At 44.7% G+C, this 26,150-nt stretch carries 25 protein-coding genes and 1 pseudogene; 10 read left to right on the top strand and 16 right to left on the bottom strand.

Annotated elements, in window-relative coordinates; genetic code table 11:
* The first annotated feature begins 42 nt into the window (after positions 1-42).
* Both WAE57_RS07865 and WAE57_RS07870 read left to right on the top strand, forming a co-directional pair.
* The gene (locus tag WAE57_RS07865) at positions 43-1,353 is read left to right on the top strand and encodes a hypothetical protein (RefSeq protein ID WP_337709828.1); all 1,311 of its coding nucleotides are present in this window, start codon (positions 43-45) and stop codon (positions 1,351-1,353) included.
* A complete protein-coding gene (locus WAE57_RS07870) occupies positions 1,334-1,621 on the top strand; it encodes a chorismate mutase (protein WP_086176579.1) in 288 nt (95 codons plus the stop codon). Before WAE57_RS07865 ends, WAE57_RS07870 begins: the two co-directional genes overlap by 20 nt.
* A 68-nt stretch (positions 1,622-1,689) precedes the next feature.
* On the opposite strand, the gene WAE57_RS07875 is transcribed toward WAE57_RS07870, so the two are convergent.
* Positions 1,690-2,151 carry a hypothetical protein gene (locus WAE57_RS07875; protein ID WP_237787546.1) on the bottom strand — a complete coding sequence of 154 codons (462 nt, stop codon included), beginning with the start codon at positions 2,149-2,151 and terminating at the stop codon, positions 1,690-1,692.
* Positions 2,152-2,675: 524 nt separating this feature from the next.
* Here WAE57_RS07875 and WAE57_RS07880 point away from each other — a divergent pair.
* Positions 2,676-3,413 (top strand): sulfite exporter TauE/SafE family protein, encoded by a 738-nt coding sequence (locus tag WAE57_RS07880; protein WP_337710033.1) that lies wholly within the window; start codon positions 2,676-2,678, stop codon positions 3,411-3,413.
* Positions 3,414-3,453: 40 nt separating this feature from the next.
* Here WAE57_RS07880 and WAE57_RS07885 read toward each other — a convergent pair whose 3' ends face one another.
* The 4 genes from WAE57_RS07885 to WAE57_RS07900 form a co-directional block, all read right to left on the bottom strand.
* A complete protein-coding gene (locus WAE57_RS07885; RefSeq protein WP_337709833.1) occupies positions 3,454-4,356 on the bottom strand; it encodes a LysR family transcriptional regulator in 903 nt (300 codons plus the stop codon).
* A 114-nt stretch (positions 4,357-4,470) separates the two neighbouring features.
* Positions 4,471-5,772 (bottom strand): solute carrier family 23 protein, encoded by a 1,302-nt coding sequence (locus WAE57_RS07890; protein ID WP_237787548.1) that lies wholly within the window; start codon positions 5,770-5,772, stop codon positions 4,471-4,473.
* Positions 5,773-6,064: 292 nt separating this feature from the next.
* Entirely contained in the window at positions 6,065-8,749 is a 2,685-nt protein-coding gene (ppc, locus tag WAE57_RS07895) for a phosphoenolpyruvate carboxylase (protein WP_337709836.1), read from the bottom strand.
* A gap of 148 nt (positions 8,750-8,897) precedes the next feature.
* Positions 8,898-9,521 carry a TetR/AcrR family transcriptional regulator gene (locus WAE57_RS07900; RefSeq protein ID WP_337709838.1) on the bottom strand — a complete coding sequence of 208 codons (624 nt, stop codon included), beginning with the start codon at positions 9,519-9,521 and terminating at the stop codon, positions 8,898-8,900.
* Positions 9,522-9,667: 146 nt separating this feature from the next.
* Between WAE57_RS07900 and WAE57_RS07905 the strand changes: the two genes are divergently transcribed.
* From WAE57_RS07905 to dnaJ, 4 genes are all read left to right on the top strand, one after another.
* Entirely contained in the window at positions 9,668-10,786 is a 1,119-nt protein-coding gene (locus tag WAE57_RS07905; protein WP_337709840.1) for an efflux RND transporter periplasmic adaptor subunit, read from the top strand.
* Positions 10,787-10,794: 8 nt separating this feature from the next.
* On the top strand, positions 10,795-13,932 hold the full coding sequence (locus tag WAE57_RS07910) for an efflux RND transporter permease subunit (protein ID WP_337710035.1): 3,138 nt from the start codon (positions 10,795-10,797) through the stop codon (positions 13,930-13,932).
* Positions 13,933-14,065: 133 nt separating this feature from the next.
* Positions 14,066-14,443: a hypothetical protein gene (locus tag WAE57_RS07915; protein ID WP_086176574.1), complete on the top strand. Its 378-nt coding sequence runs from the start codon at positions 14,066-14,068 to the stop codon at positions 14,441-14,443.
* A 108-nt stretch (positions 14,444-14,551) separates the two neighbouring features.
* Positions 14,552-15,664, top strand: coding sequence for a molecular chaperone DnaJ (gene dnaJ, locus WAE57_RS07920; protein WP_086176573.1), 1,113 nt, complete (start codon positions 14,552-14,554; stop codon positions 15,662-15,664).
* 67 nt (positions 15,665-15,731) lie between these two features.
* On the opposite strand, the gene WAE57_RS07925 is transcribed toward dnaJ, so the two are convergent.
* On the bottom strand, positions 15,732-15,983 hold the full coding sequence (locus tag WAE57_RS07925) for a hypothetical protein (RefSeq protein ID WP_301432964.1): 252 nt from the start codon (positions 15,981-15,983) through the stop codon (positions 15,732-15,734).
* A gap of 282 nt (positions 15,984-16,265) precedes the next feature.
* Between WAE57_RS07925 and dapB the strand changes: the two genes are divergently transcribed.
* Both dapB and WAE57_RS07935 read left to right on the top strand, forming a co-directional pair.
* The gene (gene dapB, locus WAE57_RS07930; protein WP_237787553.1) at positions 16,266-17,087 is read left to right on the top strand and encodes a 4-hydroxy-tetrahydrodipicolinate reductase; all 822 of its coding nucleotides are present in this window, start codon (positions 16,266-16,268) and stop codon (positions 17,085-17,087) included.
* Positions 17,088-17,147: 60 nt separating this feature from the next.
* Positions 17,148-17,792, top strand: a complete 645-nt coding sequence (locus WAE57_RS07935; RefSeq protein WP_337709846.1) for an START domain-containing protein — start codon at positions 17,148-17,150, stop codon at positions 17,790-17,792.
* A 54-nt stretch (positions 17,793-17,846) separates the two neighbouring features.
* On the opposite strand, the pseudogene WAE57_RS07940 reads toward WAE57_RS07935, so the two are convergent.
* A pseudogene (locus tag WAE57_RS07940) lies at positions 17,847-18,265 on the bottom strand (MFS transporter); the annotation flags it as partial.
* Between the two features lie 117 nt (positions 18,266-18,382).
* On the opposite strand from WAE57_RS07940, the gene WAE57_RS07945 reads away from it, so the two are divergent.
* Entirely contained in the window at positions 18,383-19,273 is an 891-nt protein-coding gene (locus tag WAE57_RS07945) for a LysR family transcriptional regulator (RefSeq protein WP_337709848.1), read from the top strand.
* An 83-nt stretch (positions 19,274-19,356) separates the two neighbouring features.
* On the opposite strand, the gene WAE57_RS07950 is transcribed toward WAE57_RS07945, so the two are convergent.
* The 9 genes from WAE57_RS07950 to WAE57_RS07990 all read right to left on the bottom strand — a co-directional run bounded on the left by WAE57_RS07950 (position 19,357) and on the right by WAE57_RS07990 (position 26,018).
* The gene (locus WAE57_RS07950) at positions 19,357-20,379 is read right to left on the bottom strand and encodes an NAD(P)-dependent alcohol dehydrogenase (RefSeq protein WP_337709850.1); all 1,023 of its coding nucleotides are present in this window, start codon (positions 20,377-20,379) and stop codon (positions 19,357-19,359) included.
* An 18-nt stretch (positions 20,380-20,397) separates the two neighbouring features.
* Positions 20,398-20,982 carry a DNA-3-methyladenine glycosylase I gene (locus WAE57_RS07955; RefSeq protein ID WP_237787557.1) on the bottom strand — a complete coding sequence of 195 codons (585 nt, stop codon included), beginning with the start codon at positions 20,980-20,982 and terminating at the stop codon, positions 20,398-20,400.
* 19 nt (positions 20,983-21,001) lie between these two features.
* Complete coding sequence (locus WAE57_RS07960; RefSeq protein ID WP_086196761.1) at positions 21,002-21,247, bottom strand: hypothetical protein; 246 nt, start codon at positions 21,245-21,247, stop codon at positions 21,002-21,004.
* A gap of 16 nt (positions 21,248-21,263) precedes the next feature.
* Positions 21,264-21,806 (bottom strand): M23 family metallopeptidase, encoded by a 543-nt coding sequence (locus WAE57_RS07965; protein ID WP_337709855.1) that lies wholly within the window; start codon positions 21,804-21,806, stop codon positions 21,264-21,266.
* 63 nt (positions 21,807-21,869) lie between these two features.
* Positions 21,870-22,904 carry an A/G-specific adenine glycosylase gene (gene mutY, locus WAE57_RS07970; protein ID WP_337709856.1) on the bottom strand — a complete coding sequence of 345 codons (1,035 nt, stop codon included), beginning with the start codon at positions 22,902-22,904 and terminating at the stop codon, positions 21,870-21,872.
* A 122-nt stretch (positions 22,905-23,026) separates the two neighbouring features.
* Positions 23,027-23,389: an HIT family protein gene (locus WAE57_RS07975; protein ID WP_237787560.1), complete on the bottom strand. Its 363-nt coding sequence runs from the start codon at positions 23,387-23,389 to the stop codon at positions 23,027-23,029.
* A 72-nt stretch (positions 23,390-23,461) separates the two neighbouring features.
* Positions 23,462-24,202 (bottom strand): dienelactone hydrolase family protein, encoded by a 741-nt coding sequence (locus tag WAE57_RS07980; protein WP_337709858.1) that lies wholly within the window; start codon positions 24,200-24,202, stop codon positions 23,462-23,464.
* A 361-nt stretch (positions 24,203-24,563) separates the two neighbouring features.
* Positions 24,564-25,265 carry an FKBP-type peptidyl-prolyl cis-trans isomerase gene (locus WAE57_RS07985; protein WP_086200096.1) on the bottom strand — a complete coding sequence of 234 codons (702 nt, stop codon included), beginning with the start codon at positions 25,263-25,265 and terminating at the stop codon, positions 24,564-24,566.
* 48 nt (positions 25,266-25,313) lie between these two features.
* The gene (locus tag WAE57_RS07990; protein WP_086176560.1) at positions 25,314-26,018 is read right to left on the bottom strand and encodes an FKBP-type peptidyl-prolyl cis-trans isomerase; all 705 of its coding nucleotides are present in this window, start codon (positions 26,016-26,018) and stop codon (positions 25,314-25,316) included.
* Positions 26,019-26,150 lie beyond the last annotated feature (132 nt).

Genomic DNA, 26,150 nt, shown 5'->3' on the forward strand with positions numbered 1-26,150 from the left:
AACCCTTGTAGCACACAAGGGTTTTTTTTCGAGGCTGATCTCATGTCACTGTTACGCCGTTGGTTTGATCCACTTCGATCGAGTTGGTTTTATCAAAAGCCGACTCGTCAGGTGGAATTATCTACGGAGCAGGGTTTAACCATCCACTTGCGTCTGGATGATGTCTATAGCTATCTGGCTGCACAGCAGTTACCTGAACTTGAAGAAATCTTGAGTGATGAGATCAAACCCTTAAAGGTGATCATTTCCAGTCGAACGGCAGAACCTCCCAATAACATGTCAGAAATGGAGTGGCAAAGTTACTGCCTGAACGATGCCAAAATTCTGTCCAAACAGCATCGCTTTAGTTTCCATGAAACCCCCGAACAACCGCCGCTCGAGGCCATCGCTCAAGCAGAAACCATTCTTCGCAATACTCCCTTACGCGGCCAGGATTTCCTGTATTTACTCGAAGACGTGTTCCACATGTTGTGGCAAAAACAGTATGGTAAATTGCGTACCTTGCATGCCATGGCAAGCCGCCATCATCCAGCGCAAAACTTTCCGGAACGAATTTTTAACGATGACGAAGTGCTGGTCAGCTATTTTGAATTCGGGGAGCGCAAGTATCATGCGGTGGATGATCTGCTGCGTTTGACCCGCCGTTTGAAACAACAAAAATTACTCACTGGCAATCCGATCTTCCTGATTAACCATATCGAATGGCGTGAACACCTGATCAGTGATGCGGAAGAACTGAATGAAATTCAGGCGCTGGATCCGGAACTGGATTTATATATTGCCCTGGAAGATCCGATTTCCTGGCTATTGTTGGCCTATATTAAAGAAGAACTGGCCAATTTTTATAATATTCACCTCAATGTTTACCCGCTGTCTTATCATCGGCGCGATTTGTTTGACTGGGGGCTGGCGACACGCTTGTCCAAACGTACCGAAGTGAAATTTACCCCGTTTTGCCGTCCTACCCAGCAAGCAACTTATGAGATGGCGAAACTGTTCTATAGCGTGCCTGAAGAGCAGCGTGTGGAAGCCATGTACAGCATTTTGCAGGCAGTCTGGACCAAAGGCAAAGACCTGTCATTCAGGTCGCATTTTGACCAGATCAAGCGTGATTTAGAGATCAATGAACTCACGACCGAAGATATTGCTGCCAAATTAAAAGAAAATGACATACTCTGTGAAATGAAGTCTCAGCCTGATTTTCCAGTTCTGGAGCTGCACATTGATGGTCAAAGTTATGTGTTTAATAGCTTGTACCGGGTCTGGATGATCGAAAGTATTTTTAGTAATGTTTTAGAAGACCAATATAAAAGTGAAAATGATGATAGCAAAGATGAAGAAAGAGAAATGTGAGTCTTTAGAACAGGCCCGTGCACAGATTGATGCAATTGATACCGCACTGATTGAGATGATTGCCACCCGTCAGTTTTATGTCGATCAGGCTACGCGTTTTAAGCGTACTGTGCAGGACGTACAATCTCCGGAACGGGTAGAGCAGGTCATTCAGAAGGTACGTGCACAAGCGTTAGACCTGGGAACCGATCCTGATCTGGTGGAACATTTATACCGTGAAATGATTCAGCGTTTTATTCAACGTGAATTGAAAGAAATTAGACCTTAATTTTATCCTGTTAACTCATATAAAAAATAAGACACCTGAAAAGGTGTCTTATTGATGACTTATACCTATTATGCTAAACGGTAATAGGTATAGCGCACCTGATCATTCTTATAAACCGCATGACTTTTTTGGCGGAAATCAGAAACCCATTGATTACCGGCATAGGCAGCAATATGCCCATACACATGCTTCTGGGTACGATGAATGATATAAATATCACCTTCTTTCGGATTATCGAAAGAGGGATTGATTTTTTTATAACCAATCGTCTGCAGGGTGTTGCCCCAATCTGCAGCTGCCACAGGATGGTTTAAAATTCTCGCACCAGCCGACTGTAGTGCAATTCGGATGCTTCGTGCACATTTTTTGGTACTGGTGGCTGAGGCCATATTGTGTAACTTTTGCGTGAATTTACGTACATTCAGATAGGGAATACCTTTATTTTTGGAATCTTTGGTGCCTGAACCTGCTTGATGCTTCTGGAAATTTTGGGAGATTACCGCAGTATTCTGATCTGCAGTGTTAATCATATTGCTATGATGTCCATCATAAATCATTCTTAAATCTCTACCTTATCTTCAATTGCTTTTAGAAAAAATAGACAGCATTTTCAGAACTAAAACCCGAATATTTTTTCTCTAAATAGTAAAAATGCTATGTTATTACATAGCTTATTCATGCGAAGCGCGTACTTTAAAGAGGTTCTGTTTAAAAATCCACCCGTTTTAGCCTGCAAAAAACTTAATTTTGGGCAAAAAAAGAGCTTAATTTGCCGAAATTAGGGTAAAAAATGACCATAATATGGCTCGCAAATCATACAGTTAATCTCAGCTTAATAATGTTTTATTAATTGATGGAATCTTTATGTAAACATGCAATCAATTGATTAATTATTAATCTAAAATTAACAATTTGTCATATTTATAGGGCTGGTTTTTAACATTCCACGACCGAAAAGCCTCAATTTTTTATTGAGGCTGAGTCCCAAAAACAGTGATTTTTTAATCTACTCCATTCACCTAGCATAGCTTTTGAGTTTTTAAGGATGCTGAAGATGATTGGCTTTGTGATTGGGGTATTTGCCATTGCCGGCATGATTAAAGGTACTTTGGGCCTGGGTTTACCAGCAGTTTCCATGGCTTTGCTGACGATTTTTATGAGTCCCTTCCAAGCGACTACCTTGCTGATCGTACCGTCGATGGTCACCAATTTTTGGCAGCTGTTTGCCGAAGGGCAAGTGCTGAGACTAGTGCGCCGTTTTTGGCCTTTATTGCTGGAGATTATTGCCGGTTCCATCTGGAGTATTTTCCCTACCCTGGGGCAGGGGGAATTTCAGAGCGAGGCTTTACTGGGTGCAATGCTGGCATTGTATGGCGTGTATGGCCTATTTGCGAAAAATATGCCCAATCTGGCCGCGCATGAAAAATGCTTATCTCCGATTATCGGCTATCTCGGGGGAGCATTAACTGTAGCTACAGGGGTGGTGGTGATTCCGGTAGTGCCTTATTTGCAAGCGCTGCATTTAAAACGCGATGATCTGGTTCAGTCACTCGGCTTGGCCTTTACCACTTCAACCCTTTGTCTGGCCGTATTTCTACATCAAAATCCGGTGGAAAATATTCCAATGGACTATAAGATGTCGTTGATCGCCTTATTCCCTGCATTAGTGGGAATGTGGCTGGGCACTAAAATCCGCTATCGCATTCCGGAACAAAAGTTTCGCAAGATGTTCTTTTGTGGCCTGGTGATTTTTGGCGCGTATATGGTGCTGCACCAGTTTGGCCTGATCTAAAGTCATCGCTAAAATTATCTGGAAAAGAATCAGTTTTAATTCAGCTCAGTAACCGGGATTTTTGCGAAACTAAAAACTGACTGAAATGTTGATAAGACAGCGGCAGGGCATCAAAGTTTTTTGCTGCCAATAACAGCTTGCGATTGGCCCAGTCCCCCGTCAGTTCAATTTGCTGAAATGAATAAACCGAACTTAAACGGTTGGCCGCGCGTTTTGGCATAATCGCAATCCCGACACCATTGGCCACCACCTGGGCAATGGCGGCAAAATTGGGTAAACGTAACCTGTACTGAATCGCGCAGCCGAGTAATTTGGCCTGGGTTTCAATCGATTGCTGTAAGGAGTGATATTGCATCAGGCCCACGAACGGGTAATTCAGTACATCAGCCAATTGCAGGACAGATTGATGCTGCAGTTCATGATACATGGGGCAAATCAGCACCAGAGGATCATCGAAAAATTCCAGGGTCTGTAGATTTTTTGCATTAAAAAAACTTGAAATCAAGCCAAGCTGGGCGCTGCCATTTTCCAGTGCCTGAATAATATCGTTACTTTCCGCTTCTTTTAATTCAATCTGGATATTCGGGTTTTCGAGCAGATATTGCGGCAAAAGCAGGGGCAGATATTCACTTTGTGCAGAGGAATTGCACCACAACATCATTTCACTTTGCGAACCTGTAGAGAAGGGCAGCATCTGCTGTTGCAATTGTTGAGCCTGATGCAGCAACACCTGAGCCTGTGAGGCAAAAACCTGTCCAGCAAGGGTCAGCTTGACTCCGGAAGCATGGCGGATGAATAAATGCACAGTAAACTGCTGTTCAATTTTTTTAATCCGCTCACTGGCGGCTTGCAGGGAAATCGAACAGCGTTCTGCACCTTTAGTGAGACTGCCGGTCTCTACAATATTCAAGAACAGTTGCAAATCAAAAAAGTCGAGACGCATGTGCTGAGTCTGCTCAGTGAAATTTGACTCATCATACTAAAATTTCCTCAGCATCAGAGATAAAAAAAGCAGCCTTGCGGCTGCCTGAAATTTTTAAAATATTTTAAATGGCTATTATGATTTATCGCCCCAGCTAAAAAACCAGTTCAGGATTAAAGCGGCAAAGGTCGCAGTACCAATACCACCCAGGTTAAAGTTACCAAATTGCAAAGCAAAGTCACCGGTACCTAAAATAATGGTTACCGCAGCCACCATCAGGTTTTTGTTTTTAGAAAAATCGACTTTGTTTTCAATCCAGATTTTCGCACCGGCAATGGTAATTAAACCAAACACTACAATCGACGCACCGGTTAAGATGGCCGTCGGAATGGTATGGATAATGGCACCAAATTTGGGTGATAGTCCGAGGAAAACTGCAAAGATACCGGCAAAGACAAAAATAATGGTGGAATAGACGCGGGTTACCGCCATCACGCCAATATTTTCACCATACGTGGTCATTCCGGGACCACCGACGCCACCGGATAATGTGGTGGCAATACCATCTGCCACAAAAGCCTTACCGATGTGTGGGTCCAGGTTTTCACCAGTCATGGCACTCACCGCCTTAATATGGCCCAAGTTTTCAGCCACTAAAATCAAGGCAACAGGTGCAATAATCAAAATGGCATTGGCATCGAATACCGGTGAATGGAAGGTTGGCATACCGAACCAGGCAGCCTGTTGAATGGGAGTGAAATTAATCGGCATGCCATGCCCCATGACATTGGAAACAATGTAATAGACCAAATAAGCCAGTAATAAACCGATCAATAACAGCAGACGTTGCAGCAGGCCTTTAGTAAATACCGCAATCGAGCCCATGCACATCACCGTGACCAGTGACATCCACATATTAAAGTTATTGCCAGCGACACCTTTTACCGTAACAGGTGCAAGGTTTAAACCAATGATCATCACCACGGCACCGGTTACCACAGGTGGCATGAGTTTCTCAATCCAGTTGGTGCCGGTTGCCATCACAATAAAACCAAAAATGGCATACAGAATACCGCAGGCCATAATACCGCCAGCGGCCAAGGCCAGATTGGCATTGGGTGCACCTGTACCCGAAGCGGCATAACCGGTTGCAGCAATGACCACACCAATAAAGGCAAAACTTGAACCTAAATAACTCGGTACACGACCACCGGTCATCAAGAAAAACAGAATGGTACAGATCCCTGACATTAAAATAGCCAGATTAGGATCAAAGCCCATCAAAAATGGTGCGAGTACTGTCGCACCAAACATGGCGAAAGCGTGTTGTATGCCTAAAACCACACTTTGTGCAGGCGGGAGATATTCATTGGTACCTACGGGATGTGCATCGATGCTACCTTTATAGGGACGCCATTGGGGGAACCAATTGGACATTTTTTGAGCACTCAAAAGCTAAATTGTGCACATCATACGCTTCTTTTTTAGAAGATTTAATCGCTATAATAAAATTTTATTTAAACTAATGCCCTGACTTTTCAAATATTTTTACCGAATGGTAAAAGTTTTAGCCTTTAAAAATAATGTGAAATCAATAGCTAATATTATCATTTGTACCATTGATTTATCATGAATTTTTGTTATTCCATTTATAAAAAAATATTAAAATTTTATTATATGGTCAAAAAAAGCACACTCAAGGAGTGTGCTGGTCCTTAGAAAAATAGGCTTATCCCGTATTGCGCAGTCCCGCTGCAATACCTGCAATACTGACCATCAAGGCATGATCGACCGGGGTATGCTCGGCCTGACGTTCTGCCAAATAGCGACGGCGGCGTTTCATCAGTTCAGCCTGCAATAAATGCAGCGGCAATAAATACGGTTTACGTACCCGCATAGATTGGTCCAGCACTTCATTGCTGCTGAGCAGTTGTGATTCACCTTTTAAAGCCAACAAGGTTTTTACTGCATCTTTTAAGCGCTGACGCAGTTCATTGCCCAGGATTTTTAAATCTTCATCATCAGTTAAATGCGATTCGTAATAAAGCGCTACATGACCGTCGGCTTTAGACAGAACCATTTCCAGCATATCAATCAGGGTCTGGAAATATGGCCATTGTTGCAGCATTTCATCCAGCAAATCTTTTTGGCCTTGATCGATCACTTGGTTAATCGCAGCGCCCGTACCCAGCCAGGCCGGAAGCATCAAACGGATTTGGGTCCAGGCAAAGACCCAGGGAATGGCACGTAAAGATTCAATACCACCGCTGACCTTACGTTTTGCCGGTCGTGAACCCAGAGGCAGCATCTGCAATTCAAGTTCCGGTGTCACGGTACGCAGATATTTCACAAAATGTGGATTTTCACGTACCGTTTGACGATACACCTGTACCGATAAATCAGTCATTTTGTCCATTAACTCACGCCATTCATCTTTAGGCACCGGTGGCGGTAACAAGGTCGCTTCTAAAGTGGCTGCGGTATAAATCTCCAGATTTTGTAAGGCAATGCCTTCCAGACCAAACTTGAAGCGAATCATTTCCCCTTGTTCGGTCACGCGGATGGCACCGGAAATAGAGCCTGGCGGTTGTGAAAATAGCGCTTGCTGGGTCGGTGCACCGCCACGGCTAATCGAACCGCCGCGGCCATGGAACAGGGTGAGTTGTACGGCATGTTGTTGTGCGACCGCGGTGAGTTCTTCCTGCGCACGGTATTGCGCCCAGTTGGCCGACATAAATCCGGCATCTTTGGCCGAGTCGGAATAGCCAATCATCACCTCATGCTTGCCCTGAATATGCTGTTTGTACCAATGCATATTGAACAGGGTGTTCATGGTATGGGCTGCGCCGTCGAGGTCTTTCAGGGTTTCAAATAATGGAACGACGCGCAGCGGGTGCTTAATGCCGGCTTCTTTTTGCAGTAATAATACTGCCAGTACATCACTCGGATATTCAGCCATGGAAATAATATAAGCACCCAGACTTTCTTCAGGCTGCTCGGCCAGAGTGCGCATGGTGGCAAAGACTTCCTGCACGTCCGGATGCTCAATTAGGCTCTGCTTCGGCTCATTCAAATGTTTTGGCAGTAAGGGGCGTTTGCTTTGCAATTCTTGCAACAGGAAGTTTTGACGTGCCTGTTCGGTCCAGGTTTCAAAATTGCCCAGACCCAGATATTCAGTAATGGCAGAAATGGCCTGACGATGACGACCGGATTCCTGACGGATATCCAGTTTCAACAGTTCAATGCCAAAGCAGTTGACCCGATGAATAAAATCAAGCAGTTTGCCATTGGCAATTTCAGGCAGGTTGCAGGCAATCAGTGAACGGTAGCACAGCAATAAAGGCTGCAATAATTCATCTTTGCTTTTAATCACCAGGCTGTCATCGGCATCTTGCCCTTGCAGCTTTTGTGCAAGCCAGTGACGGGTGGCCTTTAAGCGTTCGCGGGTATCGCGAAGATATTCACGGTACGGTTCAGGATGCGTATGACCGAGTGCATGCATCAGTTCATCGCTACAGTTCTGAATCGACAATTCCCAGCGCAAGTCTTCCATATCACGCAAATACAGATCAGCCGCTTTCCAGCGCGATAACCACAATACTTCCTGGGTAATGTTATGGGTGACATTTGGGTTGCCATCACGGTCACCACCCATCCATGAGGCAAAACGCACCGGTGCAACGGTTAAGGGTAAACGCTGGCCACAGTGATCTTCAACCATTTCATCCAGTTCGCGGATGAACTTGGGAACCGCATTCCACAGGGTTTGTTCAATGGTGGTAAAGCCCCATTTGGCTTCATCGACTGGCGTAGGGCGGTGCTGACGAATTTCATCGGTCTGCCAGGCAGAACAAATCAGTTGTTTGAGTTCTTCTAGTACAGCTTTGCGTTCACGTGGAGTCAGCTTTTGTTGATCGGCCTTAAACAGGCAATCATTAATGTCATCATATTTTTGAATTAAAGTTCGGCGGCTGACTTCTGTCGGATGCGCCGTGAGTACCAATTCAATTTTTAGTTCGCAAATCTGCTTGAATAAAGTATCTGCGGAAATTTCATGATCTTTGAATTTCTTGAACAGGTGATCGAGCGGATTGGGAGATGGTGCATTTTCATCAAATTCACTCTTACGGCGACTTCGAACCACATTGTACTGTTCGGCAATATTGGCAAAATTCAGAAAGTGGGTGAATGCACGGGTGAGGGGAAGAATTTCATCATCTTCCAGACTCAAGAACAGTTGTTCCAGCTGTTTTTCGGCTTCAACCTGGCCATCACGCGCACCCTTAGACAGGGCACGAATTTGTTCGACCTGATTAAACAAATCTTGTCCAGCATGCTCCTTGAGGGTTTCTCCCAGCAGGTTCCCAAGTAAGCGTACATCCTCACGCAGTGGAGCATCAATTTGTTGAATCATTTTTTTCATTCTCCTAGGCTTCTATTTTGAATATACCCCGATTCAATAACATTCCAAGTAGGGGGCAGACAAAAGTCGGTAATCTTTTGCTGCTAAAACTCGCAATTGAGGTGCCGTTTGCGCAGTCAGGAAAATGGAACAATAGTTTTTAAGGTTTTTTTTGATATTTCAGCATAAAGATTTCAATGCTGTACTGAATAATCTGCTGCCTTTCTTCAGCAGTAGGCACTTCCCGCACCCCAAGCAGCACTTCATGATGGCGCATGCCCAACAGTAAAGAAAGGATCAGTAAGGTCAGGTTTTTTAATGCTTCTGGCTGAATAAAGCCCAGTTCGATGGCCTGCTGAAAAAAGTTTTCCCACAGCGCATTCATACGCAGATGGCAGGCATTATAAAATGTCTGTGCTAGTGGATTTTGTTCCGCCGCCAGTTCCACCAATAAGCGTTCCAGTTTGATGGCTTCAGGCAAGTTGGTGATATTGAGGGCCAGCTCACAGGCATGCACAAATTCTTGATAAAAATTACTGTTGGCTTGCAGGTTTAAGGGGCGAGCACTGAGTAATTCTTCGCATGTTGCAACAATGGCACAGACAAATAAATTGGCTTTGTCCTGAAAGTGATTGTAGACCGTCAGTTTGGTGACACCCGCTTCCTGGGCAATCTGGTTCATGCTGGAACCATGGTAGCCACACCTTAAAAATAAGCTTTTTGCTGCAGTTAAAATGCGCTGACGTTTTTCTAAGTCTTTGGGGCGACCCACATTTATTTGCACAATTTTTTCCAAAAAAATGAAAAAGGTCATTGATTTGACCCTCGATTCCCAATTAATGTACCGATAAGTATATTAATTAAAAAACGATCAGTTTAAGATAATGCTTATTTTGCCCTAAAAAACATTTTGAGATAAGAGCCAACCTCATGAGCACAGTAAAGATTGCAGTAAAAACCGCCCTTGCCAGCATGATGATTATTTGCAGTGTGACTTTATTGGGCTGCAGCACGGAGGCAACCGAAACAGAACAGGTTCCGTTTGTGATGGTGACTCAGCCGAACAGTACCCATAACGAGCAGAAAAGCTATGCTGGAGATGTGCAGGCACGCCAGCAAACGGCTTTGGCCTTCCGGGTGGGCGGACAGATTATCGAACGTTATGTCGATGTGGGCGATCAGGTCAAAGTGGGGCAGGTACTGGCAAAACTGGATGTGAAAGATGCCCAGCTGCAGCTCAATGCAGCAAAAGCACAACTGGAAAGTGCTCAGTCGGCCGCAAAAATTGCCGCAGATGAACTGCAACGTTTTAAACAGCTGCTACCGATGAATGCCGTGAGCCGTTCACAATACGACGCGGTGGATAACCAGTATAAAGCGGCGATGTCAGCTTTAAAGCAGGCACAATCCAATTATCAGGTTACGAGTAACCAAACTGGTTATAACCAGCTGATTGCCAATAAAAACGGGGTGATTACCGCGCGTAATATTGAAGTGGGGCAGGTGGTCGCTGCGGGGCAAGCCGCGTACCAAATGGCGATTGCCGGCGATCGTGAAGTAGTAATAGGCGTGCCGGAACAGGCCATTTCAGAAATTAAAGTCGGTCAAACGGCGTGGGTGACCTTGTGGTCCAAGCCTGAAGACAAATTTTCCGCTTATGTGCGGGAAATCTCTCCGGCAGCCGATCAGTCCCGTACCTTTAGTGTCAAGGTGGCCTTGCGTGAAGGAAACGCTGCCATTCAGCTGGGCCAGAGTGCACGGGTGTTTTTTAACCACACCCAAAACAATGTACTCAGCGTGCCTTTGTCCAGTGTCTCGGCCAATGACCAGCAGGCTTATGTCTGGGTGGTGAAACCTGATCAGACCATTCATAAGGTGGCGGTAACATTGGGGGCCTATGGCCGTGACAGCGTGCCGGTATTGTCTGGCCTGAATCCGCAAGATTATGTGGTGATTGGCGGCGTGCACTTATTGCGTGAAAAACAAAAAATCCAGCCGATTGACCGTGAAAATCGTGCTGTGAAAATTTCGGCAGGAGCTGCATCATGAATTTAGGCATGAACTTTAACCTGTCGGAATGGGCACTGAAAAATAAAGGCCTGATCCTTTATTTCATGCTGCTGCTGGGTATAGTCGGTATCGTTTCCTATTCCAAACTGGCACAAAGTGAAGACCCGCCGTTTACCTTTAAGGTGATGGTGATTCAGACCTATTGGCCGGGAGCAACCGCACAGGAAGTGTCCTTGCAGGTGACGGATCGTATTGAAAAGGAACTGATGAGTACCGGCAATTACGAACGCATTATGGCCTATTCGCGTCCCGGTGAGTCACTGGTGACTTTTGTCGCCAAAGATTCATTACGCTCCAGTCAAATTCCCGATGTCTGGTATCAGGTACGTAAAAAAATCGGTGACATCCAGCATCAACTGCCGAGTGGCGTACAAGGGCCTTTCTTTAATGATGAATTTGGCGATACCTTCGGAAATATCTATGTCTTGACCGGCAAAGATTATGACTACGCCATCTTGAAGGAATATGCCGACCGTTTGCAGTTGCAGTTGCAGCGTGTCAAGGATGTTGCAAAAGTCAATCTGGTGGGCCTGCAAGACCAGAAAATCTGGATTGAACTGTCCAATACCAAAGCGGCACAACTGGGCATCCCGGTCACCGCGATTCAGCAAGCGCTACAACAGCAAAACACCATGGCCAGTGCTGGTTTCTTTGAAACAGGAACCGACCGCATTCAAATGCGCGTTAGTGGCCAGTTGCAAAATGTCGATGAACTCAAGCACATGCCGCTTTTGGTGGCAGGCAAAACCATTCAACTGGGCGATGTTGCCGAAATCTATCGCGGCTTTAGCGAACCGGCCCAGCCACGGATGCGCTTTATGGGCGAAAATGGCATTGGCATTGCAGTTTCCATGCGTAAAGGCGGCGACATTCTGGCTTTAGGTAAAAATTTAGAGACCGAATTTGCCCATTTACAAAAATCTTTGCCTTTGGGCATGCAGCTGAAAAAAGTCTCCGATCAACCGGTTGCAGTGAAACGCAGCGTGAATGAATTCATGAAAGTGCTGACAGAAGCGGTGATTATCGTGTTGCTGGTCAGCTTCTTTTCTCTGGGTTTTCGTACCGGTCTGGTGGTGGCATTTTCCATTCCACTGGTGCTGGCCATGACCTTTGCCGGCATGAATATATTTGATGTCGGACTGCATAAAATTTCACTCGGCGCTTTAATTCTCGCGCTCGGTTTATTGGTGGATGACGCCATTATTGCGATTGAAATGATGGCCGTGAAAATGGAGCAGGGCTATAGCCGGCTGGAAGCCGCAGGTTTTGCCTGGAAAACCACGGCTTTTCCAATGCTGACCGGTACCTTGATTACCGCAGCCGGCTTTTTACCGATTGCCACTGCAGCATCCAGTACCGGTGAATATACCCGTTCCATTTTCCAGGTGGTGACCATTGCCTTGGTAGTGTCATGGTTTGCGGCAGTGCTTTTTGTCCCATATTTGGGAGATAAGTTACTTCCAGATTTTAATAAAGATCTGATCCAAAAAGCGCCGTGGTATCAGCGCTTATGGGCACGCTTACGCAAGCAGCCAGAACCGCAAGCTGTGCTGCATCATGCCGGTGAACATCATGATCCTTATCAAACCCGGTTTTATCAAAAGTTTAGATCCTGGGTAAATAAGTGCCTGACCTATCGTAAAACCGTGATTGCCACCACGGTCGGTATTTTTGTGCTGTCGGTGCTGATGTTTAAACTGGTGCCACAGCAGTTCTTCCCGCCATCCAACCGTGCCGAAATTCTGGTCGATTTAAAACTGGAAGAAGGCGCATCGCTCACGGCCACAGAAAATGCGGTGAAAAAAGTGGAAAAATTCCTGTCGACCAAACAGGGCATCGACAACTATGTGGCGTATGTCGGCACAGGTTCCACCCGCTTTTATTTGCCGCTGGATCAGCAATTGCCACAAGCCAGTTTTGCCCAGTTTGTGGTCTTGGCTTCCTCCCTGGATGACCGCGATGAAATCCGCAAATCCCTGGACCAGGAAATCCGCAAACTGCTGCCGGATGTGCGTACCCGGGTATCGCTGTTGGAAAATGGCCCGCCAGTCGGTTATCCATTGCAGTACCGCGTTTCCGGTGAAGACCTGAATCTGGTGCGTCAGTGGGCGCATAAAGTGTCGGCGGTCATTGCAGATAATCCGAATACCACCAATGTCCATCTGGACTGGGGTGAGCCAAGCAAGGTCATTCAGCTGAATATTGATCAGGACCGCGCCCGTCAAATGGGGGTATCGACTTTAGATTTGTCGCAATTCCTGAACAGCTCCATCAGTGGTGCCGTGATTAACCAGTATCGTGAAAAACGTGAACTGATTGACATCCGTTTACGTGGGGATCAGAACGAACGGATCAGTGTGGAATCACTGTCCAGTCTGGCCGTACCCACTGCCAATGGGGGCTCGGTGCCATTGGCGCAAATTGCCAAAATTGAATATAAATTTGAAGATGGCCTGATTTGGCATCGTAACCGTTTGCCGACCATTACCGTACGTGCCGATATTCGCACCAACTTGCAGCCGGCTACCGTAGTGAATGAACTGGCCGATCAAATGGATCAGCTGCGTGCCGAACTGCCAAGCGGTTATCTGATTGAAGTGGGCGGTACAGTAGAAGAGTCAGCACGTGGACAAAACTCGGTCAATGCCGGTATGCCGTTCTTCCTGGCGGTGGTGATGACCTTGTTAATGATTCAGCTCAAGAGTATGTCACGCGCATTTATTGTGTTTTTAACTGCACCTTTAGGGCTGATTGGGGTAGTGCTGTTTCTATTATTGCTGAATAAACCCTTTGGTTTTGTGGCGATGCTGGGAACCATTGCACTATCGGGCATGATCATGCGCAATTCTTTAATCCTGATTGACCAGATTGAACAGGATATTCAGGCTGGACATGATCCCTGGAATGCCATTATTGATGCAACCGTGCGTCGTTGCCGTCCGATTGTGTTGACAGCGCTGGCCGCAGTACTGGCGATGATTCCTTTATCACGCAGTATTTTCTTTGGTCCAATGGCCGTTGCCATTATGGGCGGCTTGATTGTGGCGACCCTGCTCACCTTGTTCTTTTTACCTGCATTGTATGCACAATGGTTTAAAGTGCAAAAAAATAGCCAAACGGAGTAATTTTTTGACAATAATCAGGTGCGAAATGTTGAAAATTTCAATATAGTAGCACCTAATATTTGTATACATTTTTATCAAGCAATTTACTGCATATTAAAACTCTAAACATGCGGTAAATGGGGTTGAAACGCACATGAAGCAAGACAACTTAAGCCGACTTCGCCGTTCCGTTGCGATTTCCTATGTCTTGATGTTTTTCGCGTTATTTACTGTGATTAGTGGCATATTTGCTTATTGGTTTGCGCGAAAAGTCACACAGGTGGATGAAGTGGAGGTCTGGCTTGAAGCCCAAGCCCTCTGGATTATGCGTAATATTGTGATTTATATGATTCTGGTGTGTTTTGCAGCACTCTGGTTTATTCCGCTGATTTTCTTTTATTGGGATAGTGCAGTTTGGGTAAAAGGTTGTACTGTTGCAGGCGTGGTTTTCGCCATGATTGCCTTCTTATTCCTGTTGAATGCCTGGCTTAAAGGGATTTCCCGATTTTTCAAAAATAAAGCCGTTTTCTAAGCTGGATAAATTTTTTTTCCCCTCGTCCCCTTGTAAAATTTGTTTCCATCCCCAATTTCACTCCACAGTTAAGTATTAAATAAAATTCCGTGAGGAGCATCGCCAGACATGGCTAAACGTGATTATTATGAGGTTTTGGGCGTCGCTAAAACCGCTAGTGATGATGAAATTAAAAAAGCCTACCGTAAGTTGGCGATGAAATATCATCCAGACCGTAACCCGGACAACCCTGAAGCTGAAGAAAAATTTAAAGAAGCTGCTGAAGCTTATGAAATTTTATCCGACAGCGAAAAACGCAGCATGTATGACCGTATGGGGCATAACGCCTTTGAAGGCGGCATGGGCGGTGGTGGCTTCGGTGGCGGTTTCAGCGCAGAAGACATTTTCAGTCAGTTTGGCGACATCTTTGGTGGTGCGTTTGGTGGCGGCGGTGGCCGTGGTCAGCAACGTGCACGTCGCGGATCAGACCTGCGCTACGTTATTGAATTAACGCTTGAAGAAGCGGTTAAGGGTGTGAAAAAAACCATTACCTTTACTGCACCGGCACCTTGTGAGGCCTGTGATGGTAAAGGTTCTAAAAACCCGAACGATGTTGAAACCTGTAAAACCTGTCATGGCGCAGGTCAAGTGCGCATGCAGCAAGGTTTCTTCTCTGTTCAGCAGACTTGTAGCACTTGTCGCGGTCAAGGCAAAATCATCAAGAACCCATGTAACACCTGTCATGGTTCAGGCGTAAAAGACCGTCAGCAAACCCTTGAAGTGACCATTCCCGCAGGAGTGGACAATGGCGACCGCGTACGTTTAAGCGGTAAGGGTGAAGCGATTCGTGATGGTCAATCCGGTGATTTGTACGTAGAAGTAGTCGTGCGCGAGCATGAAATCTTCCAGCGTGATGGTGCAGACCTGTATATGGATGTGCCAGTCAGCATTGCTGATGCTGCCTTGGGTAAAGAAATTCAGATTCCAACGTTGGATGGCCGTGTCAGCCTGAAAATTCCTGAGGGAACTCAAACTGGCAAAATGTTCCGTCTACGTGGTAAAGGGGTTAAACCGGTACGTACTAGCATGCAGGGTGACTTGCTTTGCCGCGTAGTGGTAGAAACACCAGTGAACTTGACTGCTCGTCAACGTGAGTTATTAAAAGAATTGCAAGAAACGATGGATGGTGATGACAATAAATCATCTCCAAAGAAAAAATCGTTCTTTGGTCTGTTTGATTGATTTCAGATACAGTTTGAAAAAAGGGGGAATATTGAATATTCCCCCTTTTTTATAGCTATTTAAGCGATTATTCGATGATCGGTTTGTCAATAGCCTCGACATCTATCAGTTGCGATACTGTTTCCGAATGGGGAGTTGGCTCAGTTGTTACTGGTTTTTTTTCTGAGCCTTGATCTTGCATAGTCGGATGTGTGCTGACGTTAATTTTAACTTTCGACAAGCTTTCTAAAGTATCCCCTGCTTGGACTGTAGGTTCTGCCCATGCTGTGGTAACCAGTGTTGCCACAAAAACGGTTAACGCGATTTTTTTCGAATTCATGCTGATCTCCTTATAATTCATCTTTTGATCGTTCGTGTTGCGTAGTTTGCGCAGTGATGTTTACAGGGAGATGAAAATCAGCAGAAAAATCATTTATTTTTAACGCTGAACTTTCAATACATGAACTAGTTGAGGCTGAGCTGTTACATTGTGCCTGGGCATAAGTATTAGTAAGGACCAGTTTCTCTTTTTTTTCAATAAAATATTTCAGACCGAAACTTAGTGTTATTACAGAGTTTTGATATAGTAAGAACAATTTAGAATCAACATTGGGAATATGTTATGTCAGCAGCTCCACGCATTGGTGTATTGGGTGCAGGCGGCCGTATGGGACGCATCCTTATTCAGGCAGTGAAAGAAGCAGGTTATCAACTTGCAGCAGCAGTTGAACGCCCTGAAAGCAGCCTGATTGGTGCAGATGCCGGTGAGATGGCAGGTATTGGTGCTGTTGGTGTAAAAGTGGTGGGTAGTCTGCAAGACGTTTTGCAAGACTGTGACGTGGTGATTGATTTTACTGCACCAGTTGCAACTGCCCAGCATTTAAAATTATGCCGTGAAGCAGGCGTGGCAATTGTGATTGGTACTACCGGTATGAATGACGAACAAAAAGCCTTCCTGGATGACAGCGCAACTCAAACTCCTGTGGTCTATGCAGCAAACTATTCGGTTGGCGTGAACGTTTCTATTAAACTGTTGGAACTTGCTTCCAAAGTGTTTGGTGATACTGTTGATATTGAAGTGATTGAAGCGCATCACCGTCATAAAGTCGATGCACCGTCAGGTACAGCATTGATGATGGGTGAAGCCATTGCCGGTGCTTTAGGTCGTGACTTGAAAAAAGATGCGGTTTATCATCGTGAAGGGCATACGGGTCCACGCGAACGTCAAAGTATTGGTTTCCAGACTATTCGTGGTGGTGATATTGTCGGTGAACATACCGTAATGTTTATTGGCGAAGGTGAACGTGTTGAAATCACGCATAAAGCAACCAACCGTATGAACTTTGCTGCAGGTGCAGTACGTGCCGCAGCTTGGGTGGTGGGCCGCGAAGCGGGTAAATATGACATGAAAGATGTACTGGGTTTTAACGATATTAAGGTATAAAAAATCGTTAAAATCATTTATAACAATACACAGCAAAATTAAAATAAGAAGCACAATGGAATGAAAAAAGTGATATTCATGGCTTGTGCAGTAGCAATGCTTGCTACTGCACAGGCTAAACCTGTAGATAATGCCAAGCTCAGTATTAACAAGAATAATATTAAGGTTTGGACCTATCAAAACAGTCAAAACCCGGTATTTTTATATAAAGCTGAAACCACCTACGATACGCCTGTTGAAAAAGCTGTTGGTCTGATTCTAGATGTCGACCATGCGGTGAAATGGGTGCCGTATATGGGCAGTATCAAAGTCCTTTCACGCGACGATAAAAAAGGTGAGTTTTTATTGTATATGGTGCTGGATTTTCCTTTTCCGCTGAAAGATCGCGATTTAGTGGTACAAGGTAAAATGATGAAAGATGCACAGGGCATCATCAGCATTAAAAACAAGGCAGTCGATAAAGGCTATCCGAAAAATCCCGATTATATTCGTTTAACCCATTATGAAGGGGATTGGACTTTTCAGAAGTTAGCTAACAATAAGGTTAAGGTTTCAACGTATGGTTATGCCAATCCAGAAGGTTCTATTCCTTTAACTTTTGTGAATATGTTTGTACAGCAACAACCTTATCAGATGCTGCAAAAGATGAAAGCAGAACTCGTCAAATCCTCGAATATTCCGCTGTTACCTGAAGCTTTACGTTAATCAGGAAAAATAAAAAGTCCGCATGATGCGGACTTTTTTCTTGGCTGTATTTTATTAGCAGGGCTGATAATCCACTGCTTTGTGAGCTACGAGTTTGATTTGAATCAGTACCGTAAAGCACCTAGACTGAGTCCGGCACCAGAAAATGAAACCGCAGTGTAGCTCAGTCCCATATTCAGTACGGTTGCACCTAAGGCATTACCGAGATTAAAGGCACCAATGTTGACTGAAGATGCCAGCCTTGGTGCATCGTGTGCAACTGACATTACCCGTATTTGTAGGGGAGAAACCACAGCAAAGGCAGCAGCACCCCAAATGACTAAAGCTAATCCTGCACCGATAGCCGTCGTCGCTAAAACAGAAAAGAGCATCATCAGCATTAACAGTATTAACAGTATTAAAAAGCCAATCAGGGTTTTATCTAAAGACAGGTCGGCAAACTTACCGCCCAAATGATTGCCGATGGAACAACCATAATAGACTCAGTATTTAAGTTTTAAGATGATCGCAATTTTGAACAATTTATTGTTGCTAAAAAATAGGTGAATTTGCAAAATATTATTGATTAAAAATCAATAAATGAGCGGAAGATGAAATCGACCATCGATGAATTACAGGCCTTTGTGACCATTGTAGATAGCGGCTCGATTGTCATGGCAGCCGAGCGCTTAGCACAGACTACCTCAGGAGTCAGTCGTGCTTTGCAGCGTCTTGAAAACAAGCTGAATGTGACCTTGTTGGAACGGACTACCCGTAAGCTTAAATTGACCCAGGAAGGGCAGTTATTTCTAGAAAAAGCCCGTAAAATTCTCAATGATCTGGCTGCAGCCGAAGATGCATTGCTGCAATCGGATAGTGATACTTCCGGTCTGATTCGGGTGGACTCCGCCACACCCTTTATTTTGCATGTCATTGTGCCGCTGATTCAGGAGTTTATTCAGCATTATCCGAATATTGAAATTGAACTGAATACTCATGATCAGATCATTGATTTACTGGAACATAAAACCGATGTCGCAATCCGTTTTGGTGAATTGCAGGATTCAAGTCTGCGCGCCAAATTATTGTGCAGAAGCCGACTCTATATTGTGGCCAGTCCGATCTATTTAGAACAGAAGGGAATACCGCAATCCGCTGCGGATTTATCGCAGCATACCTTACTGGGTTTTAGTCAACCGACACATTTAAATAGCTGGCCAATTCAGTTGCATGGTGAAGATTTTAGCGTACATCCTAAAATCAAGGCATCCAGTGGTGAAACAGTTCGCCAGCTGACTTTAGAAGGAATCGGAATCAGCTGTTTATCACGTTTTTTGGTGGAAGAAGATTTACAGACCGGCCGCCTGAACGCCTTATTTGAAGATCAAATTCATCTACGTGAGCAAAAAATCCATGCGGTTTATTATCGGCAAGAGCACCTGCCGAAACGGGTGCATCTATTCATCGAGTTTCTTGCGCGGAAGCTTGCAGGATATTTATAAGCGATTTAAATGTGAAGTATCTATGGAAATCTACCCAACTGTATCGGTTGGGTAGACTAAAATTTAGCAAGATGAAAGAAAAATTAGAAATTAGCTTTTAACACAATACGATAACGGGCTTTACCGGAATGTAGGTGTTCAATTGCTTGATTGAGTTGCGACATCGGAAAAACTTCAATTTGCGGTGCAATATTTTTACGCGCAGCAAATTTCAATAACTGACGCAGTGCAGCAGGAGAACCTGTCGGTGAACCAGTTACTGATTTAGCACCCCCAATTAGCGAACCAGCTGAGATCTGCATCGGTTCAAGCACCAGACCCAGCATATGTACCGTCCCGTTTGGAGCTAGAGTGCTTAAATAGGCCGACCAGTCCAGAGTGACATTAACGGTACTCAGCAATAAATCAAACTTACCACGGTGTGATTTAATGTCCTGAAGGTCGCGGCTATTCACCACATGATCTGCACCCATGGCCTTTAGCTCTTCAGTCTTATCCAGATTAGAAGTAAAGGCGGTAATTTCACAGCCCCAGGCTTTCAGCAGTTTGATCGCCATATGACCTAAGCCGCCAATCCCGATCACACCCACATGATGTATGGCCTGAATTTGATGTTTTAGAATTGGATCAAATACGGTAATACCACCACAGAGCAGAGGGCCAGCACTTTCGGGATCCAAATCTTCAGGTAGGGGAATAACCCATTGCCAGCCGGCACGAACCTTATCGGCAAAGCCACCCGCATGTCCGACAATCGTAGCGACCTGTCCACCAGTACACATGACTTGCTGACCTGAAATACAGGGATCACAATGTTGGCAGCTTTCTGCAGTCCAGCCAATACCTACGCGCTGACCTACTTTTAGGCCTTTGGCTTCTGAACCCAGCTGGGTAATGGTGCCAATAATTTCATGTCCTGCCACCACAGGATAAACCGAAGATTTCCAGTCATTGTTGATTACGGAAATATCGGAATGACATAGACCACAATATTCGACTTTAACTTCCACTTGATGCGGCTGCAGTTCTCCGGCATCAAATTGGTAGGGCTCTAGTGCTGCACCGGCCTGCATGGCTGCATAGGCATGGATAATATTATTACTCATGGCAAAATCCTTTCATGATCATTTTAATGATGAACTTGTTTTAAACGCGCAGTGATTTTCATGGTCATTGACCATACCCACAGCCTGCATAAAGGCATAACAAGTGGTGGGTCCAACAAATTTAAAGCCTTTCTTTTTTAAGGCTTTGGATAGTGCAAGGCTAATATCGGTTTGGGCCGGTGCCTGACGATAATCAGGAACATCATTGACTACAGCCTGCTGATTGACGAAACTCCATAACCAGTCGCTGACATTGCTGTGTTGTTGTTTTAATTGTTGTATTAAATGTTGCCAGGCAATGGCATTGTCTCGAATCGCTTTGAGCTTGCCGATATGCCGGATCAAGCCGGCATCCTGCAGTTTGTCTTCAAGTTCTGCATCACTGAACTGGGCAATCTCGGCAATGGGATATTGAAAGAAATGCTGCCGATAGCTATCGCGTTTTCTCAGCACGGTAATCCAGGATAAACCTGCTTGCTGGCCTTCCAGACACAGCATTTCAAATAAATGCGCTTCATCATGACTGGCTTGGCCCCACTCATGATCATGGTAGGCCATATAAGCAGGATCATTTGAGCACCAGCCACAGCGTTGAATCGACATTGTGATGCCCCTCAGCTACTTATAGCTTAAATTCGGTCCATTGATCTTGCTGGTTATCCCAGTAATACAGTTCGGCTTGCGGTAAATCGGTGAATTGAATCCACATGTCCTTACCGGTTTTTTCGGCAAAACCGGTACTGATCAAAAGCGCTTCTTCAGTAATTTCCATCACCCAGCCCTGGTGGGTTTGTCCCGCCAAAACAATTTTTTGCTGGTTGCCTGATTCAGCAAATTCGACCAAACGGTTGATCAACGCTTCTGACATGAATAGTTCCTAAAAATTAACGTAAATACGGATAGGGATTGACCACACCACGACCTTTACCCTCAAGATAAATGCCGTAATGCAAATGCGGGGCAGTATGGCGTGCATTGCCGGTATTGCCGACATAGCCGATGAGATCACCTTTTTTCACATAATCACCAACATGTAAATTGCGCTTATGATCATCAAGATGCGCATAGTAATGCCAGCTTCCACCCGGTCCCAAAATCCAAACCACTTTACCACCCAAATTGTTATTGCGTAAGTCGGCAATGAGGCCTTCTGTGGCACTAAACACTTTTGTTCCACGTGGAGCCATAATGTCAATGCCTTCATGGGTGCGGCCACTACTTCGGGAAGCGCCCCAGGTATCTTTTAACTGTTTGGCCTTGATATTTTGTACAGGAATAGGCAAGGATGATTTCAGTTGCATACTCTTCAGCTTTTGCACCTGAGCTGGAGGAAGTGGGGTAGTGGAAGGCTTTTTCGGCGTCGAGGTACATGCTGCAATCCATAAAATGCTCAAACCCAAAAATAAGGTCGAAATAAAACGTAGCACGCGGCATCCTTTTTTCATGCTTATGACTATGAAAATTCTTTTAAAGTCTTATGCCTGACTATGTCATAAATTTACAGCAGAGATCAATTTTTTCATTGCAGTGGGCAGGCCCATGGCTGTTGCCTTTTGTGGCGTTAACCATGTGCCATTCAGCTCGATTGCAAGATGTTCCTGCTGATCCGCATCCAGCTCAAAACACAGGGCTTCCAGTTGCCAGGTAAAATGGGTAAAGCTATGGCTGATTGCAGCGCGATGCAGCAGTTTTTTTAAGCCTAAAGATTGGCACAGCTGCTCAAATTCGGCAGCATCTTCAATAATGGGCAGGCACCATAAGCCGCCCCATAGTCCACTATTGGGGCGTTGTTGCCATAACCATTGACCATGCGACTGAATCAGCAAAACTTGTGCTGATTTTACCGGAACAGGTTTTTTGGCCTTTTTAAATGGCAGTTCGGTTTCTAGCCCCTGCTGATGTGCTTTGCAGTGCTGTTGCATCGGGCAATATAAACACAACGGTTTTTTCGGCGTACAGATGGTCGCACCCAAGTCCATAATCGCCTGGGTATAGTCATGATTACGCTCAACCGGGCAAAGCTGTTCTGCCAGCTGCCACATGGCACGTTCATGCACAGGCTTGGACAGATCATCCTCAATGGCAAAGAAACGCGCCAATACCCTTTTGACATTGCCATCCATAATCACGCCGTACTGACGTAAACCCAGTGACATCAGGGCCCCTGCAGTAGACGGGCCAACTCCGGGAAGCTCGATCCATTCTTCTAATGTAGCTGGAAAATGACCTTGACGAGCCACCATTCCCGCAGCTTTATGCAAATTTCGGGCACGGGCATAATAACCCAGACCAGCCCAATACGGTGCCACATCATCCCAACTGGCCTGTCCTAAATCTTCAACTGTGGGAAAGTGCTCAATAAAACGCTGAAAATATTGCAGCACGGTCTTAACTTGGGTTTGCTGTAACATGATTTCAGAGACCCAGACCTTATAAGGATCATCTACCACTTGCCAGGGCAAATCATGACGACCATGAATATCAAACCAGGAAAGCAGGGCATCGGCAAAAGAAAACTGTGACATGTGAACCGTAGATTGGGAATAGATGAATAGTATAACGAAAATTGTCTGGGACTGCGGTGGTGCTAGAAGCAAAAAAATGATGCCGAAGCATCATTTTTTGATTGATAAAGCCCAGTCCATTTTTATTCGCTAAGCATGCCCCAACGCTCATCCAATTTCAGGGTTTGGCCTTCATAGCGTGGAATAATATGGATGTGCAGATGTTCATCCGCCTGACCAAACACCGCACCATCATTAAAGCCAATATGGAAACCTGAAGGATGGTAACGTAACTTTAATTCATTACGGGCAAGCTCAAGCAGGGACATCAAACTTTTACGTTCTTTATCTGTAATATCAAAAAAAGAGCTGATATGGCGCAGAGGAACAATAACCGAGTGACCTTTAGATAAAGCATTTGGCTCGGGTAAAATTACACCGAAATCATTTTTATCAATGATGTCATATTCATCAAAGTTACAATATGGGCAATTATTTTCAGTCATTGTTCTATCCTCTCTTAAATGATCCATGTCACTGGATGGGTAAAAATAGCAGAGCCATTTTCACCTTCATCGTTATTCACCAAGTTGCTTTTTAAATAATTGGTACATGGCAGATAAACCTTGCTGTTCAGCTGCCGCGTTATAACCCAGGTCAACTCCATTGGCTTTGGCACGCTCGTCTGCAAGCGGGTTGCTAAAGCCATGTTTAGCACCTTCAAAGATAATGACTTTATGCTCAACTTGAGCAGCATGCATTTCGTCTTTAAAGCGCGCTACATCTTCCAGGCTGACCATGCTGTCCAGTTCTCCGTGAAGCACTAAAATTTCTGCTTTCACCTGTCCGGGTTGTGCCGGGGCTTTCGGGGTCAAGTTGCCATGAAAGGTCGCTACAGCCTGTAGATTTGCTCCGGAACGTGCCAGATCAAGTACCACCTTACCACCATAACAAAAGCCTACAGCTGCGAGTTTATCTGCATTTACTTCTTCTTGCGCAGCTAATGTGGCTAAACCTGCGGACGCACGAGTCACAATTGTTTCAGGATCTTCAAAGGTTTGCATCATCCATTCACTAGCCTGAGGCACAGCCGTGGTGACTTTTTTATCTCCGTACATATCAATGGCAAGAGCCGCATAGCCGTGTTCGGCCAGCTCGCGCGCACGTTGTTCGGTGTAATCATTTCGTCCCCACCATTCTGGCGCAACAATAATGCCCGCGAGCGGTTTTTCCGATTCAGGTGCGGCAAAGTATCCGATCAAATGTGTTCCGTCTGGCGCGGTGTACTGAATTTCGCGGGTTTTAATACTCAGGGCCATTGATGCAATCCTTGTAATGAATAAAAAACGTATTGATTAAAATATAGAAATGAATTTCTTTAATGATTGTACAAGATCGGTCAATTTTGACGGCATACTATTATGCATAAATTGAAACATGCTTTTAATTCGCCACATAATTAATCTAAGTATTGAATAAATATAGTTTTTAATTTCATCTAAGAGGGATGGAGAGATAGCTAATTGAGAGGCAAAATTTAGCAATAATGGCTTCTTTAATGGCTAAGCGCATGATAGGGGATGAGGAATATGATTCCTGATAAAAAGCGAGCAGCCATGACTGTTGGGGGAGACTGAGATTGACTCACTCGCTATTTTCTAGTGAAAAGGGACTAATCCATTATTTGCTGGATTTAGGTAATACCTCAAGCAGTTCAACATCAAAAATTAAGGTGCTATTCGGTTCAATCACATCCCCAGAACCAATTTGGCCGTAACCCAGTTGCGCTGGAATGAAAAAGCGATATTTGGCACCTTCTTTCATGAGCTGTAGACCTTCAGTCCAGCCCTGAATAACTTGGCTCAGCTGAAACTCCGCTGGCTGATTTCGGGCAATTGAACTGTCAAATACCGTTCCATCAATCAATCGGCCTTCATAATTGACTTTCACCATGGAATTGGCCTTTGGTGATTTGCCATTACCCTGTTTTAAAATCTGATATTGCAAACCCGATTTGGTGGTCTGAACGCCTTCTTTTTTGGCATTGGCAGCTAAAAATTCAGCTCCAGTCTTGGCATTTGCCTCGGCCTTTTGTTTTAATTCAATCAGTTGTTTGGCTTCACTCTGTTTTTTCTGTTGATTCAGAACTCGAGCCATTTCCTCATCGGTTAGGGCAGATTTACCGCCTTCAGTGGCTGTCTTTAAACCAAGGATGAAAGCCTCCAGGTCTAAATCTTTAAACGATTCAGCATTGCTACGTCCCATTAAATAACCAAAGCTGTAACCAACTTGTTCCTTTAAACTGCTGGTATTGGTCACCGGTTTTGCAAAACTTACCGTGGTGCACATGCATAAACAAAGTAGTGTTATAGGTGTTTTCATTTTCTTATCTCAAGATAAATAAGGAGAGCAAAAGCTCTCCTTCATTTTTTATTTTACTTTAATCAGCTCAACATCAAAAATAAGGGTGCTATTGGCAGGAATCATACCCGGAACGCCCTGTTCACCATAGCCTAATTGTGAAGGAATATAAAGGGTAGCTTTACCGCCTTCCTTCATCAGTTGCAAGCCTTCAGTCCAACCTGGAATCACCTGATTGAGGGGGAATTCAATAGGTTGCCCACGTTCAATCGAGCTGTCAAATACCTTGCCATCGACCAGTTGGCCTTTGTAATGCACGGTAACAACAGAAGTTGCAGTCGGCTGCTTACCTGTACCTTCCTTGATGATTTTGTACTGTAAACCTGAAGCTGTGGTGATTACACCTGGTTTATTCTTGTTTTCAGCCAAGAAATTGTCACTTGATGATTGAGCTGTTTTTGCTTGATCAAGCTGTTTCTGTTGCATTTCTTTTTGGAACTGCTGATAGGCTTGTTGAAGTTCTTGTTCTGTATAAGCCGGTTTATTACGAGCATGACCTTCACGTACACCTGTAACAAAGCTATTAATATCTAATTCAGGCGGTGTTTGATGTGCGACTTCATAACCAAGTGCATAACTGATTTTTTCAACAGCAGAGGCATTTTTTGATGCTTTTGATGTCGCAGTAGCCGGGTTTTGAGTTGCATAATAAACAGGTACAAGTGCAGCACCGCCTAAAATAACAGCGACAGCGATGGGTAAGGCTTTACTCATAGGTTTTCCCAAAATCATTTTATATTAAAAAAGTTGCATTAATTTTAGCAGACTTTTCTATCCAGCACGTTTCGAGCGAATCGTGTTGTACAGAAATCCAATATATTCTTATCAACTTCACTATTCTATAAC

Origin of the sequence: Acinetobacter sp. NS-4 (assembly GCF_037402435.1) — a bacterium.
Lineage (GTDB): Bacteria > Pseudomonadota > Gammaproteobacteria > Pseudomonadales > Moraxellaceae > Acinetobacter.

What these genes read in the sequence shown, in the direction of transcription:
- WAE57_RS07945 (WP_337709848.1), top strand. Translation starts at nt 18,383, where the DNA reads ATGAAATCGACCATCGATGAATTACAGGCCTTTGTGACCATTGTAGAT.
- mutY (WP_337709856.1), bottom strand. Translation starts at nt 22,904, where the DNA reads ATGTCACAGTTTTCTTTTGCCGATGCCCTGCTTTCCTGGTTTGATATT.
- WAE57_RS07950 (WP_337709850.1), bottom strand. Translation starts at nt 20,379, where the DNA reads ATGAGTAATAATATTATCCATGCCTATGCAGCCATGCAGGCCGGTGCA.
- WAE57_RS07880 (WP_337710033.1), top strand. Translation starts at nt 2,676, where the DNA reads ATGATTGGCTTTGTGATTGGGGTATTTGCCATTGCCGGCATGATTAAA.
- WAE57_RS07885 (WP_337709833.1), bottom strand. Translation starts at nt 4,356, where the DNA reads ATGCGTCTCGACTTTTTTGATTTGCAACTGTTCTTGAATATTGTAGAG.
- WAE57_RS07975 (WP_237787560.1), bottom strand. Translation starts at nt 23,389, where the DNA reads ATGACTGAAAATAATTGCCCATATTGTAACTTTGATGAATATGACATC.
- WAE57_RS07990 (WP_086176560.1), bottom strand. Translation starts at nt 26,018, where the DNA reads ATGAGTAAAGCCTTACCCATCGCTGTCGCTGTTATTTTAGGCGGTGCT.
- dnaJ (WP_086176573.1), top strand. Translation starts at nt 14,552, where the DNA reads ATGGCTAAACGTGATTATTATGAGGTTTTGGGCGTCGCTAAAACCGCT.
- WAE57_RS07905 (WP_337709840.1), top strand. Translation starts at nt 9,668, where the DNA reads ATGAGCACAGTAAAGATTGCAGTAAAAACCGCCCTTGCCAGCATGATG.
- WAE57_RS07870 (WP_086176579.1), top strand. Translation starts at nt 1,334, where the DNA reads ATGAAGAAAGAGAAATGTGAGTCTTTAGAACAGGCCCGTGCACAGATT.
- dapB (WP_237787553.1), top strand. Translation starts at nt 16,266, where the DNA reads ATGTCAGCAGCTCCACGCATTGGTGTATTGGGTGCAGGCGGCCGTATG.
- WAE57_RS07985 (WP_086200096.1), bottom strand. Translation starts at nt 25,265, where the DNA reads ATGAAAACACCTATAACACTACTTTGTTTATGCATGTGCACCACGGTA.
- WAE57_RS07890 (WP_237787548.1), bottom strand. Translation starts at nt 5,772, where the DNA reads ATGTCCAATTGGTTCCCCCAATGGCGTCCCTATAAAGGTAGCATCGAT.
- WAE57_RS07910 (WP_337710035.1), top strand. Translation starts at nt 10,795, where the DNA reads ATGAACTTTAACCTGTCGGAATGGGCACTGAAAAATAAAGGCCTGATC.
- WAE57_RS07960 (WP_086196761.1), bottom strand. Translation starts at nt 21,247, where the DNA reads ATGTCAGAAGCGTTGATCAACCGTTTGGTCGAATTTGCTGAATCAGGC.
- WAE57_RS07955 (WP_237787557.1), bottom strand. Translation starts at nt 20,982, where the DNA reads ATGTCGATTCAACGCTGTGGCTGGTGCTCAAATGATCCTGCTTATATG.
- WAE57_RS07925 (WP_301432964.1), bottom strand. Translation starts at nt 15,983, where the DNA reads ATGAATTCGAAAAAAATCGCGTTAACCGTTTTTGTGGCAACACTGGTT.
- WAE57_RS07865 (WP_337709828.1), top strand. Translation starts at nt 43, where the DNA reads ATGTCACTGTTACGCCGTTGGTTTGATCCACTTCGATCGAGTTGGTTT.
- WAE57_RS07980 (WP_337709858.1), bottom strand. Translation starts at nt 24,202, where the DNA reads ATGGCCCTGAGTATTAAAACCCGCGAAATTCAGTACACCGCGCCAGAC.
- WAE57_RS07935 (WP_337709846.1), top strand. Translation starts at nt 17,148, where the DNA reads ATGAAAAAAGTGATATTCATGGCTTGTGCAGTAGCAATGCTTGCTACT.
- WAE57_RS07875 (WP_237787546.1), bottom strand. Translation starts at nt 2,151, where the DNA reads ATGATTAACACTGCAGATCAGAATACTGCGGTAATCTCCCAAAATTTC.
- ppc (WP_337709836.1), bottom strand. Translation starts at nt 8,749, where the DNA reads ATGATTCAACAAATTGATGCTCCACTGCGTGAGGATGTACGCTTACTT.
- WAE57_RS07915 (WP_086176574.1), top strand. Translation starts at nt 14,066, where the DNA reads ATGAAGCAAGACAACTTAAGCCGACTTCGCCGTTCCGTTGCGATTTCC.